This window comes from Cellulosimicrobium sp. CpK407, assembly GCF_051844275.1.
In the GTDB taxonomy this organism is placed as follows: domain Bacteria; phylum Actinomycetota; class Actinomycetes; order Actinomycetales; family Cellulomonadaceae; genus Cellulosimicrobium; species Cellulosimicrobium cellulans_G.
The window spans coordinates 1-13,364 of record NZ_JBGNYC010000039.1; the positions used below are offsets into that span (position 1 = coordinate 1).

12 protein-coding genes are annotated in these 13,364 nt (G+C 74.5%); 2 read left to right on the forward strand and 10 right to left on the reverse strand.

What is annotated here, in order from left to right; genetic code table 11:
- Positions 1-153: 153 nt before the first annotated feature.
- From ABWU78_RS15430 to ABWU78_RS15440, 3 genes are all read right to left on the reverse strand, one after another.
- Entirely contained in the window at positions 154-1,500 is a 1,347-nt protein-coding gene (locus ABWU78_RS15430) for an MFS transporter (protein ID WP_253051119.1), read from the reverse strand.
- Positions 1,501-1,621: 121 nt separating this feature from the next.
- Positions 1,622-2,353 carry a helix-turn-helix transcriptional regulator gene (locus ABWU78_RS15435; RefSeq protein WP_439158893.1) on the reverse strand — a complete coding sequence of 244 codons (732 nt, stop codon included), beginning with the start codon at positions 2,351-2,353 and terminating at the stop codon, positions 1,622-1,624.
- Positions 2,354-2,444: 91 nt separating this feature from the next.
- A complete protein-coding gene (locus ABWU78_RS15440; protein WP_374614510.1) occupies positions 2,445-2,990 on the reverse strand; it encodes an NUDIX hydrolase in 546 nt (181 codons plus the stop codon).
- Positions 2,991-3,135: 145 nt separating this feature from the next.
- On the opposite strand from ABWU78_RS15440, the gene ABWU78_RS15445 reads away from it, so the two are divergent.
- Positions 3,136-4,338, forward strand: a complete 1,203-nt coding sequence (locus ABWU78_RS15445) for an MFS transporter (protein WP_439158899.1) — start codon at positions 3,136-3,138, stop codon at positions 4,336-4,338.
- A gap of 58 nt (positions 4,339-4,396) precedes the next feature.
- Positions 4,397-5,710: an MFS transporter gene (locus ABWU78_RS15450; RefSeq protein ID WP_253051121.1), complete on the forward strand. Its 1,314-nt coding sequence runs from the start codon at positions 4,397-4,399 to the stop codon at positions 5,708-5,710.
- Between the two features lie 597 nt (positions 5,711-6,307).
- On the opposite strand, the gene ABWU78_RS15455 is transcribed toward ABWU78_RS15450, so the two are convergent.
- The 7 genes from ABWU78_RS15455 to ABWU78_RS15485 all read right to left on the reverse strand — a co-directional run bounded on the left by ABWU78_RS15455 (position 6,308) and on the right by ABWU78_RS15485 (position 13,353).
- Positions 6,308-8,107: an acetyl/propionyl/methylcrotonyl-CoA carboxylase subunit alpha gene (locus ABWU78_RS15455; protein ID WP_353708016.1), complete on the reverse strand. Its 1,800-nt coding sequence runs from the start codon at positions 8,105-8,107 to the stop codon at positions 6,308-6,310.
- Between the two features lie 207 nt (positions 8,108-8,314).
- Positions 8,315-8,974 (reverse strand): Maf family protein, encoded by a 660-nt coding sequence (locus ABWU78_RS15460; RefSeq protein ID WP_353708017.1) that lies wholly within the window; start codon positions 8,972-8,974, stop codon positions 8,315-8,317.
- Positions 8,975-9,038: 64 nt separating this feature from the next.
- Positions 9,039-9,959 carry an AEC family transporter gene (locus ABWU78_RS15465; RefSeq protein ID WP_253051124.1) on the reverse strand — a complete coding sequence of 307 codons (921 nt, stop codon included), beginning with the start codon at positions 9,957-9,959 and terminating at the stop codon, positions 9,039-9,041.
- 74 nt (positions 9,960-10,033) lie between these two features.
- Positions 10,034-11,776 (reverse strand): DUF885 domain-containing protein, encoded by a 1,743-nt coding sequence (locus tag ABWU78_RS15470; RefSeq protein WP_353708018.1) that lies wholly within the window; start codon positions 11,774-11,776, stop codon positions 10,034-10,036.
- A gap of 10 nt (positions 11,777-11,786) precedes the next feature.
- Complete coding sequence (locus ABWU78_RS15475) at positions 11,787-12,581, reverse strand: hypothetical protein (protein ID WP_439158894.1); 795 nt, start codon at positions 12,579-12,581, stop codon at positions 11,787-11,789.
- Positions 12,578-12,838 (reverse strand): acyl-CoA carboxylase epsilon subunit, encoded by a 261-nt coding sequence (locus ABWU78_RS15480; protein ID WP_253051127.1) that lies wholly within the window; start codon positions 12,836-12,838, stop codon positions 12,578-12,580. Before ABWU78_RS15480 ends, ABWU78_RS15475 begins: the two co-directional genes overlap by 4 nt.
- Entirely contained in the window at positions 12,835-13,353 is a 519-nt protein-coding gene (locus ABWU78_RS15485) for a hypothetical protein (RefSeq protein ID WP_253051128.1), read from the reverse strand. The genes ABWU78_RS15480 and ABWU78_RS15485 overlap by 4 nt, the downstream gene beginning before the upstream one ends.
- Between the last annotated feature and the right edge of the window lie 11 nt (positions 13,354-13,364).

The window sequence follows — 13,364 nt, forward strand, 5'->3', positions numbered from 1 at the left end:
GTCCGACACGTGCCCGCGCCGCAGGCGGCTGCCCAGGCGCAGCAGGGCGTCGGCCGGGTCACGGGGGGTGCGCTCGTCGAGTGGGGGCACGACAGCTCCTCGGGTTCTCTGGGGCGGGGACGGCGGACGCGTCGCCGGCGTTCCCGGTCGTGGTCAGGAGGGGTTCGGGGCGCCCGGCCGGGCGTAGTAGTGCCACGTGAGCCACGTGCACAGGGCGAAGAACACGGCGCACCCGACGAAGAACGACCGCGCGGGGACGAGCGAGAGCCCGATGCCGACGAGGAACGGGCCGAACGCGGCGATCGAGGCGGTCCAGCCGATCACCCCGCCCGCCTGGCGGCGCGGGAAGATCATCGGCATCTGCTTGAACGTCCCTGCGTTGCCGATCCCGGCGAAGGTGAACACCGCGAGCATCCCCGCGAGGAACCAGCCGAACTGCCCGACGTCGTGCGGGTCGAGGAAGAACAGCGAGAACACCGTCGAGACCGTCATGCCGATCCCGGCGACGAGGGTCCAGACCGCACCGCCGAACCGGTCGCACAGCGGCCCGAACCCGGCGCGCGCGGCCGAGCCGAGCAGCGGGCCGAGGAACGCGTAGCGCAGCGGGTCGGGCGCGTTCTCGAACCCGCCGTACTCCGCGACGATGAGCAGCCCGAGCTGGGCCGCGAACCCGCTGAACGCGCCGAAGGTCATGAGGTAGATCGCCGTCATGATCCACGTGTGCTTGTTGCCGAAGATGTCGAGCTGCTCGCGGAAGTTCGCGCTCACCGGGACCCGGCGCAGGTACAGGGCGGCGAGCACAGCGCCGAGCACGGTCCACGGCACGAGGACGAGGCCTGCGTTGTGCAGCCAGAGATGGCTGCCCGTCGCCGTCTGCTGCGGCGTGAGGGCCGCCGTGCCGAGGAGGCCGAAGCCGACGACCCACGGCGTGAGGAACTGGATGAGGCTCACGCCGAAGTTGCCGATCCCGGCCTGCAGCCCCAGCGCCGTCCCCGCCATGCGCCGGGGGAAGAAGTAGCTCGTCGAGGGCATGAACCCGGAGAACGCGCCGCCGCCGATCCCCGCCGCGACCGCGAGCAGCATGAGCACCGCGTACGGCGTGCTCGCGTCGCGCACGGCGAAGGTCCAGCCGAGCATCGGCAGGAGGACGAGCGTCGCCGTGCCGCCCACGAGCGTGCGCGTGCCGACGACGGGCGGGAGGAACATGTAGACCATGCGGAACAGCCCGCCGGCGAGGCCGGGGACGGCCGTGAGCCAGTAGAGCTGTGCCGTCGTGAGGTCGAAGCCGACGTCGTTGAGCCGGGGCGCGACCGCGCTCACGAGGTACCACGCGCAGAACGCGAGCGTGAGGTTGTACGTCGTGATCCACAGCGTGCGCCACGCGAACCGGCGGTCCCAGCGGGACTCGTCCTCGGGGTCCCACGTCGACAGGTCCACGCTCGACGGCGTGCGCACCGCCCGCAGCAGCGAGGGCGGCCTGGTGGTGGCAGGGGCGGTCATGTCGTCCTCCCGTCGTCGCAGGTCACGACCACACCGACGTCGTGACGCCGGGTCCGTACCCGGTGTGCCGTCAGCATGACCCGGCGGACGGGAGCCGCGGCGGGCCGCGGACCGTGAATAATCAGCTCGCGCGCGAGAGCTGCAGCACGCAGTGGTGCGGCTCGACGAAGGGCAGCAGCGCCTCCGCGCGGACGGGCCCGCCGACGCCCGCGAGCACGCCCTGGACGAGGCCGAGGTGGACGGCGCAGACCACGTCCTCGCGGTCCGCCGCGAGCGCGAGGAACGGGCACCGGTAGAGATGGAACCGCAGCCGCTCCTCCTCGAGCTCGGGGTCGAGCCCGAGCTGGTGCAGGTGGTCGTCGAGCGCGGCGAGCTGGTTCTCCGGCGTGGGCTCGGGCGCGTCGCGGCCCGGGGAACGGAGCACGTCGACGAGCCGCCGGCCCGCCACGCGCGCGGTCCCGGCGAGGTCGTCGCGCGTGCCGTGCGCGGCGTCGTCGTGCGCGGCGCCCTGGGCGGCGTCGCCGTGACCGAGCACCGTGCGGGTCAGCGCGGCCCGGACGAGCGACTCGCCGAGGCGCCGCGTCGCGCCGTCGTCCCGCGGCGGGTCCTCGCCCGCGATCGCCTCGTAGAGGATGCGCGGGCGTCCACGCGTCGTGCGCACCTCGGGGGCGCTGCGCACGAACCCCGCGTCCGCGAGCCGTTGGAGGTGCTCGCGCGTCGCGCTCGGACACAGCTCCGCCTCGCGCGAGAGGTCGGCGACCGTCATCGGGCCGCGCTCCTGGAGCGCGTGCAGCAGCGTCAGCCGGCTCGACGACGCGAGCGCGCGGTACGTGGTCGACGTGTCCTCGGGCACGACGCCATCGTGCCCCGGACCGACGCCGGCGGACCGGCCGCGAGGCGGGTCCACCACCGATCGGTGACGAAGGTCCCGCGCGGGCAGGCCGTCAGGCCTCGGGAGCCCCCTGGTCGAGCGCCGCGCGCAGGCTCGGCCACGCGTCCGCGAACGCGGGCAGCAGGTCGAGGGTCGCGACGTCGTCGACCGGGACCCAGCGGACCTCGACGCTCTCCGCGTCCGTCGCGCGCGGGTCGACCTCCGCGCCGTCCGCGATCTCCCCGAGGACCGTCGTGTAGCGCCACGGACCGTGGTCGAGCACACGCTCGCCCACGACGTCCACGTGCGCGGGGTCGATGCCCGCCTCCTCCTCGGCCTCGCGCAGGGCTCCCTGGGCCGGGGTCTCGTCCGGCCCGACGGCGCCGCCCGGCACTCCCCACGTCCCGCCCTGGTCGGACCAGGGCGCGCGGTGCTGCAGGACGACGTCGGTCAGGCGGCCCGCGCGGTCGCGCCGCCCGAGCAGGAGCCCGGCGGCGCCGAAGAGACCCCAGTGCCGACGGCCGCACTCGCACTCCACCCAGCCGTCGCCCGGCTGGAGGTGGCGAGGGAGCCGCGGGGGCGGGTCGCCGGGATCGCGGGGCGCGGTCGGGATGGTCACGGGGCCCATGCTGCCAGGCCGGCGCGCCGCGCGGCGCCGGATCCCACCGCGGACGCCCCGGAAAAAGGTTGCCCGGGTGGACCACCGCGCGGCGTACGCTGGTCCGCTTGTGAGCAGGATCGGAGAGGTCGTCGCACCGCGACGCATGGGCACCGGCTTCCGCTGGTTGCTGTCGTCGTCGTGGACGAGCAACGTCGGCGACGGCATCGCCCTGGCGGCGGGGCCGCTGCTCGTCGCGTCCCAGACCAACTCAGCGTTCCTCGTCGCGCTCGCCGCCCTGCTGCAGCGGCTGCCCTGGCTCCTGTTCGGCCTCTGGGCCGGGGCGCTGGCCGACCGCCTCGACCGGCGCGTCGTCGTCATGGTGGCCAACGCGCTGCGCGCGGTCGTCGTCGTGGCGCTGTGCGTCCTCATCGCGACCGGGCACGTGAGCATCGGCGTCGTCCTCGCCGTGATGTTCCTGTACGGCGTCGCCGAGGTGTTCGCGGACTCGGCGTCCCAGACCCTGCTCCCGATGCTCGTCGAGCCGCGCGACCTCGGCACGGGCAACGCCCGGCTCCAGGCCGGGTTCCTCACCGCCAACCAGCTGCTGGGACCGCCGGTCGGCGCGTTCCTTTTCGCGCTCGGGATGGTCTGGCCGTTCGTCGTCCAGGTCGTGTGCGTCGCGCTCGCCGTCGTGCTCGTGGGACGGATCGCGACCACACCGGGCGGTGTGCGCGAGACGCAGACCCACCTCCGCCAGGACATCGCCGAGGGCGTGCGGTGGATCCTCGGGAACGCCCCGGTGCGGACGCTCGCGCTCGTCATCCTCGCCTTCAACGTGACCTGGGCCGCGCCGTGGGGCGTCCTCGTCAAGTACGCGCTCGACCACCTCGACATGGGTGAGGTCGGGTTCGGGCTCCTCACGACGGCGTCGGCCGTCGGCGGCGTCGTGGGCATCGCGTCGTTCGGGTGGCTCGAGCGGCACGTGCGCCTGTCGACCCTCATGCGCGTGTGCCTCTCGCTCGAGGTCCTCATGCACCTCGCGCTCGCCCTCACCACGACCGGCTGGGTCGCGCTCGCGATCATGGTCGTCTTCGGTGCGTACGCGTTCGTGTGGGGCACGGTGTCCAACACGATCCGGCAGCGTGCCGTCCCCACGGAGTTCCAGGGACGCGTCGGCTCGGTCTACATGGTCTGCGTGTTCGGCGGCAGCGTCGTCGGGCAGGCGCTGGGCGGCGTCCTCGCCCAGGCGTGGGGGATCACCGCACCGTTCTGGTTCGCGTTCGTCGGCGCGGGCGTCACGCTCGCGCTCGTGTGGCGCCAGCTCGGGCACATTGCGCACGTGGGCGAGGTCCCCGCGGCCGACTGACCGTCCGCCGACGGCGAATTCCGTGGACCGTGTGGGTGGCGGCCGTCAGGATGTGCGGGTGAGCCATACGCCGTACGAGAACACCGACGCCCCCACCGCCGACGACCTCTCCGACGGTGTGGAGAACGACGCCCCGGTCGACGACACGCTCGCGAAGCCCCGGTGGCGACGGGACACCGCGATCTTCCTCTCCGGGCAGACCGTCTCCCTGTTCGGCTCGATGCTCGTCCAGTACGCCGTGATGTGGCACCTGACGATCGAGACCAAGTCCGGGGCCGTGCTCGCGCTGAGCACCCTCTTCGGGTTCCTGCCGCAGGCGGTCGTCTCGATCTTCGGCGGCGTGTGGGCGGACCGGGTGAACCGCAAGGCGCTCGTCATCGCCGCCGACGGCACGATCGCCGTGACGACCCTCGCGCTCGCGCTCCTCATGCTCGGCGGCGCGGACGACCTCTGGCTCATCTACGCCGCGCTCGCGATCCGCTCCACGGGCGCCGGGATCCAGACCCCCGCGGTCGCGGCCCTGCTCCCGCAGATCGTCCCGACCAGCAAGCTGCTGCGCGTCAACGGGATCAACCAGTCGATCCAGTCCGCGATGATGCTCCTCGCCCCCGCGGTCGCCGCGGCCGTCTACGCCAGCACGTCCATCGTCTCCGTGTTCTTCGTCGACGTCGTCACCGCCGTGATCGGGATCGGCCTCCTCCTGCTCGTGCCCGTCCCGACGCTCGCGCACGCCGCCGCCGGCGAGCGAGCAGGGTACTTCGACGACCTCGTCGAGGGCTTCCGCTACCTCGGCTCGCACCCGTTCGTCCGGTGGGTGCTCGGCCTCTACGCCGTCGTGTTCCTGCTCATCGTCGCGCCGTCGTACCTCACCCCGCTCATGGTCGCGCGGACCTTCGGCGAGGAGGTCTGGAAGCTCACCGTCAACGAGGTCGCGTTCTCCGTCGGCATGCTGCTCGGCGGCGTGCTCCTCGCCACCTGGGGCGGGCTCAAGAACCGCATCGCCATGATCGTCGGGTCGACGTTCGTGTTCGGCGTCCTGTCCGTCGCCATGGGTCTCTCGACGAACATGTGGGTGTTCTTCGTCTTCATGTTCCTGCTCGGCCTCTCCGTGCCGCCGTTCTCGACGACGTCCATGACCGTCCTGCAGGAGACCGTCGAGCCCGAGCGCCAGGGCCGCGTCTTCGGCTTCGTCGGCATCGTCATGGCCGTCTCGATGCCGCTCGGCATGGTCGTGTTCGGCCCGCTCGCCGACCGCTTCACCGTGGAGTCGCTCCTCGTCGTCTCCGGGATCCTCATGTTCCTCGTCATCACCGTCGCCGTCGCCCTGCCCTCCGGTCGCCGCGCGATCCGTGCCGCGGCCCAGCACGACTAGCACCCGCCTCGTCGCGGGTCGGGGTCGGGTCTACGGCCCGCAGGGTCGGGTCCGCGGTGGGGTCGGACCGTGTGCTCGGACTGGCGCACCGTCACCCTGGTCTGTCTGGCGGGAGTTCTGGGAGTGCGCCTCTGACGTCCTTCGCACACGGTCCGACCCCACCGCTCGTCCTGGCCGTCACCGCACGAACCTCGGCCCGGTCCGGCGGTCCCGTTCGGTCCGGGCGGAGGCCGGCGCGTACCAGTGCTGGACGCCTCGCCGTCATGCGCCGGGCGGCCGGAAGGCCAACGGCCAGGGCGAGCGCGGGCTCGTCGCATGACCCACGAGCGTGGTGCGCCGACAGCGCGGCGGGCGCGACGGTCGTCGGGCAAGGGGCTGCGCGACGTGGGCCGAAGCCGGGCCGGGGTGGGTGGGGTGTGAAGGGCGTCAGAGCCGCGCTCCGAGAAGTGCCACCCGACAGACCCAGGCGACGGCGCGGCAGCCCGAACGCGCCATCCACCCCGGCCACCCAACCCGACCACGCGGGTCGTGAAGCCGGCGCAGCCCGGCGCCGCGAGCACGCGGGTCGTGCACCGAGCCCGACGGCGGCGCGGAGGGTCAGTCGACGATCTCGCAGATGGCGGTGCCGGAACTGACGCTCGCGCCGGCGGTGGCGGAGAGCGAGCGGACGGTGCCGGCGCGGTGGGCGAGGAGCGGCTGCTCCATCTTCATGGCCTCGAGCACGACGACGAGGTCGCCCTCGGCCACCTGGGCGCCGTCGGCGACGGCGACCTTGACGATGGTGCCCTGCATGGGGGAGGCGAGCGTCGTGCCGGAGGCGCCGCCGTTGGCCTTGCCGGTGCTCCGCCGCGCGGGCCGACGCGCGGCGTTCGCCGTGCGGGCACGGCCCGCGGCCATGCCGAGGCCGGCGGGGAGGACGACCTCCAGGCGCTTGCCGCCGACCTCGACGACGACGCGCTCGGTCGCGAGGGGCTCGTCGTCCTCGTCGGTGGAGGCGGCCGGGGCGGGCGCGAGCGCGGCGAGCTGGTCCGCGAACTCGGTCTCGATCCAGCGGGTGTGCACACGGAACGGCGCGTCGTCCGTGGGGACGAACGCCTCGGCGTCGAGCACGGCGCGGTGGAACGGCACGACCGTGGGGATGCCCTCGACCTCGAGCTCGCGCAGCGCGCGGCGGGCCCGCTGGACAGCCTGCTCGCGCGTGGCGCCGGTGACGATGACCTTGGCGATCATGGAGTCGAACGCGCCGGAGATCGTGTCGCCCTCGACGACGCCGGAGTCGACGCGCACGCCGGGCCCGGACGGGAAGCGCAGGCGCGAGATGCGGCCGGGGGCGGGGAGGAAGTTCGCGGCGGGGTCCTCGCCGTTGATGCGGAACTCGATCGAGTGGCCGCGCACCTGCGTCGACGTGTAGCCGAGGGGCTCGCCCGCGGCGATGCGCAGCTGCTCGCGGACGAGGTCGATGCCGGTGACCTCCTCGGACACCGGGTGCTCGACCTGGAGGCGCGTGTTGACCTCGAGGAAGGAGATGGTGCCGTCGGCCCCGACGAGGAACTCGCACGTGCCCGCGCCGACGTAGCCGGCCTCGCGCAGGATCGCCTCGGACGCCTTGTAGAGCTCGGCCTCCTGGGCGGCGCTGAGGTAGGGCGCGGGGGCCTCCTCGACGAGCTTCTGGTGGCGGCGCTGGAGGGAGCAGTCGCGCGTGGACACGACGACGACGGTGCCGTGCTCGTCCGCGAGGCACTGGGTCTCGACGTGGCGGGGCGTGTCGAGGTAGCGCTCGACGAAGCACTCGCCGCGCCCGAACGCGGCCGTGGCCTCGCGGACCGCGGACTCGTAGAGCTCGTCGATCTCGTCCGCGGTGCGGGCGACCTTGAGGCCGCGCCCGCCGCCGCCGAACGCCGCCTTGATCGCGATGGGCAGCCCGTGCTCGGCGGCGAAGGCGTGCACCTCGCTCGCGTCGGCGACGGGGTCGGGCGTGCCGGGGACCAGCGGAGCGCCGGCGCGCTGCGCGATGTGGCGTGCGCTCACCTTGTCACCGAGAGCGTCGATCGCGGCCGGCGGGGGCCCGATCCAGACGAGGCCGGCGTCGAGGACGGCCTGGGCGAACTCCGCGTTCTCGGCGAGGAAGCCGTACCCGGGATGCACCGCGTCGGCGCCGGAGCGGCGTGCGACGTCGAGCAGCTTCGCGATGTCGAGGTAGGTCTCGGCCGCCCGGGCGCCGCCGAGCGCGAACGCCTCGTCGGCGAGGTGCACGTGCAGGGCCTGCCGGTCCGGGTCGGCGTAGACCGCGACGGACGCGATGCCGGCGTCGGCGCAGGCACGGACGATCCGGACGGCGATCTCGCCACGGTTGGCGACGAGGACCTTGCTCAGGGGGCGGGTGGGGTTCGCGGGCACGGCTCACGGTAACGCGTGCGCGGGGCGCCGTTCACGCTCCCGGGCCGGGTACCGGACAAAATTGGAGAAGAAGCCAAGGCGCGCGGAGGGTGGTTGGAGGAAACCTCCATAGCGGCGCGCCCCTGGGCCTCGCCCGGCGCCTGGGGTTGTCCGGCACCCACAACGGCACCACGGCGAGCGCCGACGACGGACGGCGGCCCCGTCGGGTCAGGACCGCAGCTCGTGCCAGGCGACCCCGGCCTCGCCGAGCAGCGTCCGCAGCAGCGGGAGGCTGATCCCGACGACGCCGTGGTGGTCGCCCTCGATGCGCTCGACGTAGGGCCCGCCGAGGCCGTCGACCGTGAACGCGCCCGCGACGTGCAGGGGCTCGCCCGTCGCGACGTACGCGTCGATCTCGTCGTCCGTGAGGTCGGCGAAGTGCACCGTCGTGGAGCTGGTGGCCCCGGTCGCGGTGCCCGTCCCGCCGTCGGGCAGCGGACGCAGGTCGACGAGCCAGTGGCCGGTGTGCAGGACGCCGGCCCGGCCGCGCATCGCGCGCCAGCGCGCACGGGCGTCGTCGGCGTCGACGGGCTTGCCGAGCACCTCGCCGTCGAGCTCGAGCATCGAGTCGCACCCGACGAGGAGCGCGGGGTCGTCGACCGGCGCGCCGGTCCCGTCGTCGGCGAGCGTGCGCACGATCTCCTCGGCCTTGGCGCGGGCGAGGACGAGCACCGCGTCCACGGGGTCGAGCCCGCCGCGCTCCGCGGCGGCGGCCTGCAGGACCGCGTCCTCGTCGACCCCCGAGACGCGCACGAGGGGTTCGACGCCGGCCGCGCGCAGCGTCGCGAGGCGGGCGGGGGAGCGGGAGGCGAGGACGAGTCGGAGCACCCGCGCAGACTACCCGTCGAGCACCGGCGCGACCGGCGAGCCGGACGGCGCGCGCCGAGCGGTCCTACGCGACCAGCAGCGCCGCGACGAGCAGCACGACGGGCGAGCCGAGGGTCGTGACGAGGATCGTGTCGCGCGCGAGGATCTCGCCCCGCCCGAACCGTGCCGCGTAGTTGTAGACGTTCTGGGCGGTGGGCAGCGCGGCGAGCGTGACGGCCGAGGCGACCGCGGCGTCGTCGAGCCCGAGGACGTGCCGGGAGACGACGAACGCGACGACGGGCATGACGAGCAGCTTCGCGACGCTCGCCACCCCGACGGCCGCGCGGGGCTCGCCGCGCCGCAGCGGCCTGGTGCCGTGCAACGACATGCCGAACGCGAGCAGGATCATGGGGATGGCGGCACCCCCGAGGATCTCGAGCGGAGCCATGACCGCGACGGGCGGGGTCCAACCGGTCACCGAGACGACGGCGCCCGCGAACGACCCGAGGATGATCGGGTTGCGCACGGGCTGGGCGAGGACGAAGCGCCAGGACAGGCGCCCGCTCGTCGTCGCGTCGAGGACGAGCAGCGCGACGGGTGCGAGCACGAGGAGCTGGAGCAGGATCACCGGCACGACGGCGGTCGCGTCGCCCAGCACGTACACCGCGACGGGCAGGCCGATGTTGTTCGCGTTCACGTAGCCGGAGCCCACGGCCCCGATGGTCGCCTCGGGGGCGGGGAGCCGCAGCCACAGCCGGTCGACGAGCACGAACGCGCCCGCGGTCACGACGGCGGAGACCGCCGCGACCGCGAGCGGGGCCTGGAAGAGCGCGCCGACGTCCGCCCGCGCGAGCACGGTGAACAGCAGCGCGGGGCTCGCGACGAAGAACCCGATGCGGTTGAGCGCGGTCCTCGCGTCGGGGCCCCCGATGCCGAGCCGCGCGGTGACGTACCCGGCCGCCACGACCACGGCGATGATGGCGAAGCCGGTGAGGACGGCGCCCACGCGTCAGCTCCCCAGGGCGGGCCCGCCCCGCCCGGGCCGGCGCGAGGCCGACCCGGGCCGGGCGGACGACCGGGTCACGAGGAGAGCGCGTCGCGCAGCACGTCCAGACCGACCGAGCCGAGGTTCAGCGCGCGCGCGTGGAACGCCTTGGCGTCGAACGCCTCGCCGCGGGCCGCGGCTGCCGCACGCGCGTCGTCGCGCGTGGCCTCCCACAGGCGCTGGCCGACCTTGTACGACGGCGCCTGACCCGGCCAGCCGAGGTAGCGGTCGAGCTCGAACCGGACGAACGAGTCGGGCATGTTGACGTTCGCGCGCAGGAACGTGAGCGCCTTGTCCGCGTCCCAGGTCCCGCCGCCCCACTGCTCGGGCGCGGGCAGGCCGAGGTGCACGCCGATGTCGAGCACGACGCGCGCCGCACGCATGCGCTGCGCGTCGAGCATGCCGAGTCGATCGCCGTCGTCGTCGAGGAACCCGAGGTCCGCCATGAGGCGCTCGGCGTACAGGGCCCAGCCCTCGCCGTGGCCCGAGACCCAGCACGCGAGCCGGCGCCACGTGTTGAGCGTCGCTCGCGCGTACACGGCCTGGCCGCACTGCAGGTGGTGGCCGGGGACGCCCTCGTGGTAGACCGTCGTCTTCTCGCGCCACGTGTTGAACTCCGTGACGTCCGACGGCACGGACCACCACATGCGGCCCGGGCGGGAGAAGTCGTCGCTCGGCGGCGTGTAGTAGATCCCGCCCGTCTGCGTCGGCGCGATCATGCACTCGAGGTCGAGCACCGGCGTCGGGACGTCGAAGTGGACGCCGTTCAGCGCGCTGATTGCGGCGTCCGACGTCTCCTGCATCCACGACCTCAGCGCGTCCGTGCCGTGCAGCGTGCGCGCCGGGTCGGCGTCGAGCGCGGCGACGGCGTCCTCGACGCTCGCGCCCGGCCCGGCGATGCGGCGCGCGATCTCCTCCTGCTCGGCGACGACGCGCGCGAGCTCCTCGAGCCCCCACGCGTACGTCTCGTCGAGGTCGACCTGCGCGCCGAGGAACGTGCGCGAGAAGAGCCCGTAGCGCTCGCGGCCCACGGCGTCCTGCTCGCGTGCCTGCGGCGCGAGCGTCGTCTCGAGGAAGTCCGCGAGGCGGCCGTAGGCCTCGCGCGCCGCGGCGGCGCCGTGCTCGAGCTCCTTGCGCACGAGCGAGCACGCCGAGGAGTCGTCGAGGACGGCGTTCGCCTCGGGGCCGGCGACGAACGTCGTGAAGAACGAGCCCTTCGCGTCGGCGAGCTCGCGCGACTGCTGCACGCCGATCCGCACCTGGCGGATCGCGGCGACGTTGCCACGCGCCGCCGCCTCGGTGAGGGAGGCCATGTATCCGTCGATCGCCGTGGGCAGGGCGTTGAGGCGGGAGGCGATGTTCTCCCACGCCTCGACCGTCCCGGTCGGCATGATGTCGAAGACGTCGCGCAGCTCCTGCACCGGCGACGCGATGTTGTTGAGGCTCGCGAGCGGCTCGCCCGCCTCGTGCAGCTCGAGCTGCAGGCCGACGCGCTCGCGCATCGCGGCGAGGGTGACGCGGTCGACGTCGTCGACGGGCTCCAGGCCCTCGAGCTCGCGCAGCACCGCGCGGTCGGCGTCGGCCCGCGCGTCGTGCCCGGCGGGCGAGAGGTCGGAGACGAGGTGGTCGTAGCCGGACAGGCCCATCGCGGTCGCGGCGATCGGGTCGAGCTCGGCGATCCGCGTGACGTAGGCCTCGGCGACGGCGTCGATCGGCGTGGGTGTGCGGTCGGGGGTCCCGGCGGATGCGCCGGCGGGTGTGGTGGTGGTGTCGCTCACCCGGACGAGACTACTCGGCGCCCGGACGCGGGTCTGCCGGATTCTCCGGGCTCTCGCCGCGGTCCTCCTCGGTCGGCGCGCCGGGCGTGTCCCCGGGCGGTCCTGCGTCGGGAGCGGCGCCGGCGCGGCCGCGCAGCGCCGCCACGAGGTCGTCCGCCCAGGCGCGGTGGTAGCGCAGCAGGAGCACCCCCGACGCGTCCGCGTCGTCCGCGGCGTGCCAGACGGCGACCGGGTCGCCCGGGCGCGGGCCCGCCACGCCGTCGGGCACGACGACGCGCGCCGGTCGTGCGGTCCGCGCGCCGGACGCGGTGGTCACGACCAGGGTCGTCGGGACGACCGTGGGCCCGGTCGTCCGCGTGCCCGTGGCGGTGTCCTCCGTGGAGCCCTCCGCCGTGCCCGCCGCGAGGTCCGCGGCACCGACGCCGGGGAGCACGAGCGTCCCGGTCGCCCGGACCGGCGCGGCGAGCAGCGCGTCCCGCCCGCGCGCGAGCCCGGCCACGACGCGGTCGTCGAGGTAGCGCACGAGCGCGAGCAGCGCGGTGACGAGCAGCCCGAGGGTCGCCACGACCACGACGGCGTCCGGCACGGACCACCCGCGCCCCGACGCGAGGCGCTGGTAGACGAGCAGCGCGACGGTCGGCACGAACGCCACGGCCCACGCCCAGCGGCGCCAGCCCGGCACGGGCTCCACGCCCGGCAGGCTCGTCGGGTCGGTCTCGACCTCGTCGGCGGTCGCGGGGAGCTCGACGAGCACGCCCCGCTCGGGCAGGCGGCGCGTGCGGGGCGACGCGCTCGGCGTCGTCACGACCGCAGGCTCCAGCGCCACGAGTCGGCGTTGTGCCGGCCCGAGCGCCCGCCGAAGCTCTTCGCGGTCGCGCCGTCCCCGGTCCCGCGCAGCCCGCGCGCCCGGTTGGTCCACTCGTCGACGGGCGCGACGTCGTCGGGCAGCCCGCTCGCGGCGGCCGCCGCGGCGAGGCCGGCGACGAGCGCGGCGACCTCCAGCTCGTCCGGCGCGCCGCGCACGACGCGGACGCTCGGAGCGCCGGACCCCGCCGTGCTCACTCGTCGTCCTCGTCGTGGTCGTGGTCGTCGTCCGCCCCGCGCCCCACGCCCCACTCGGGGACGGCGTAGCCCGCCTCGACGAGCCGCTCGCGCGCCTCGTGGCCCCACCGGTCCAGGAGCCCGACGACGTCGTCGAGGTCCGGGCCGCCGGGGTGCGTCATGACGACGTAGTCGAGCGTGAAGGTGTCGTCCTGCACGTCCGCCGGCGAGGCGTCGTCGTCGACCTCCTCGTCGGCGCCCGGGTCCCACACCGACGTCGTGAGGTCGGCGTGGATGCCGAGTGCGCCGTGCAGCTCGTCGAACAGCCGCGCGTTGAGCGTGCCGATGCGGCCCTCGAGCGCGAGCACGCGCGGGTCCTCGTCCGCCTCGGACGCCCCGAACTCGGCCCGCACCCCGACCGCGGTCTCGACGTACTCGTGCAGCGCCGCCGTGAGCGCGTCGACCGCGGCGTGCAGCGGCGCCGGGTCCACGGACCCGAGCGGCACGGGTCCGTGCGTGGCGTCGTCGTGGCTCATGCGTGGTCCTC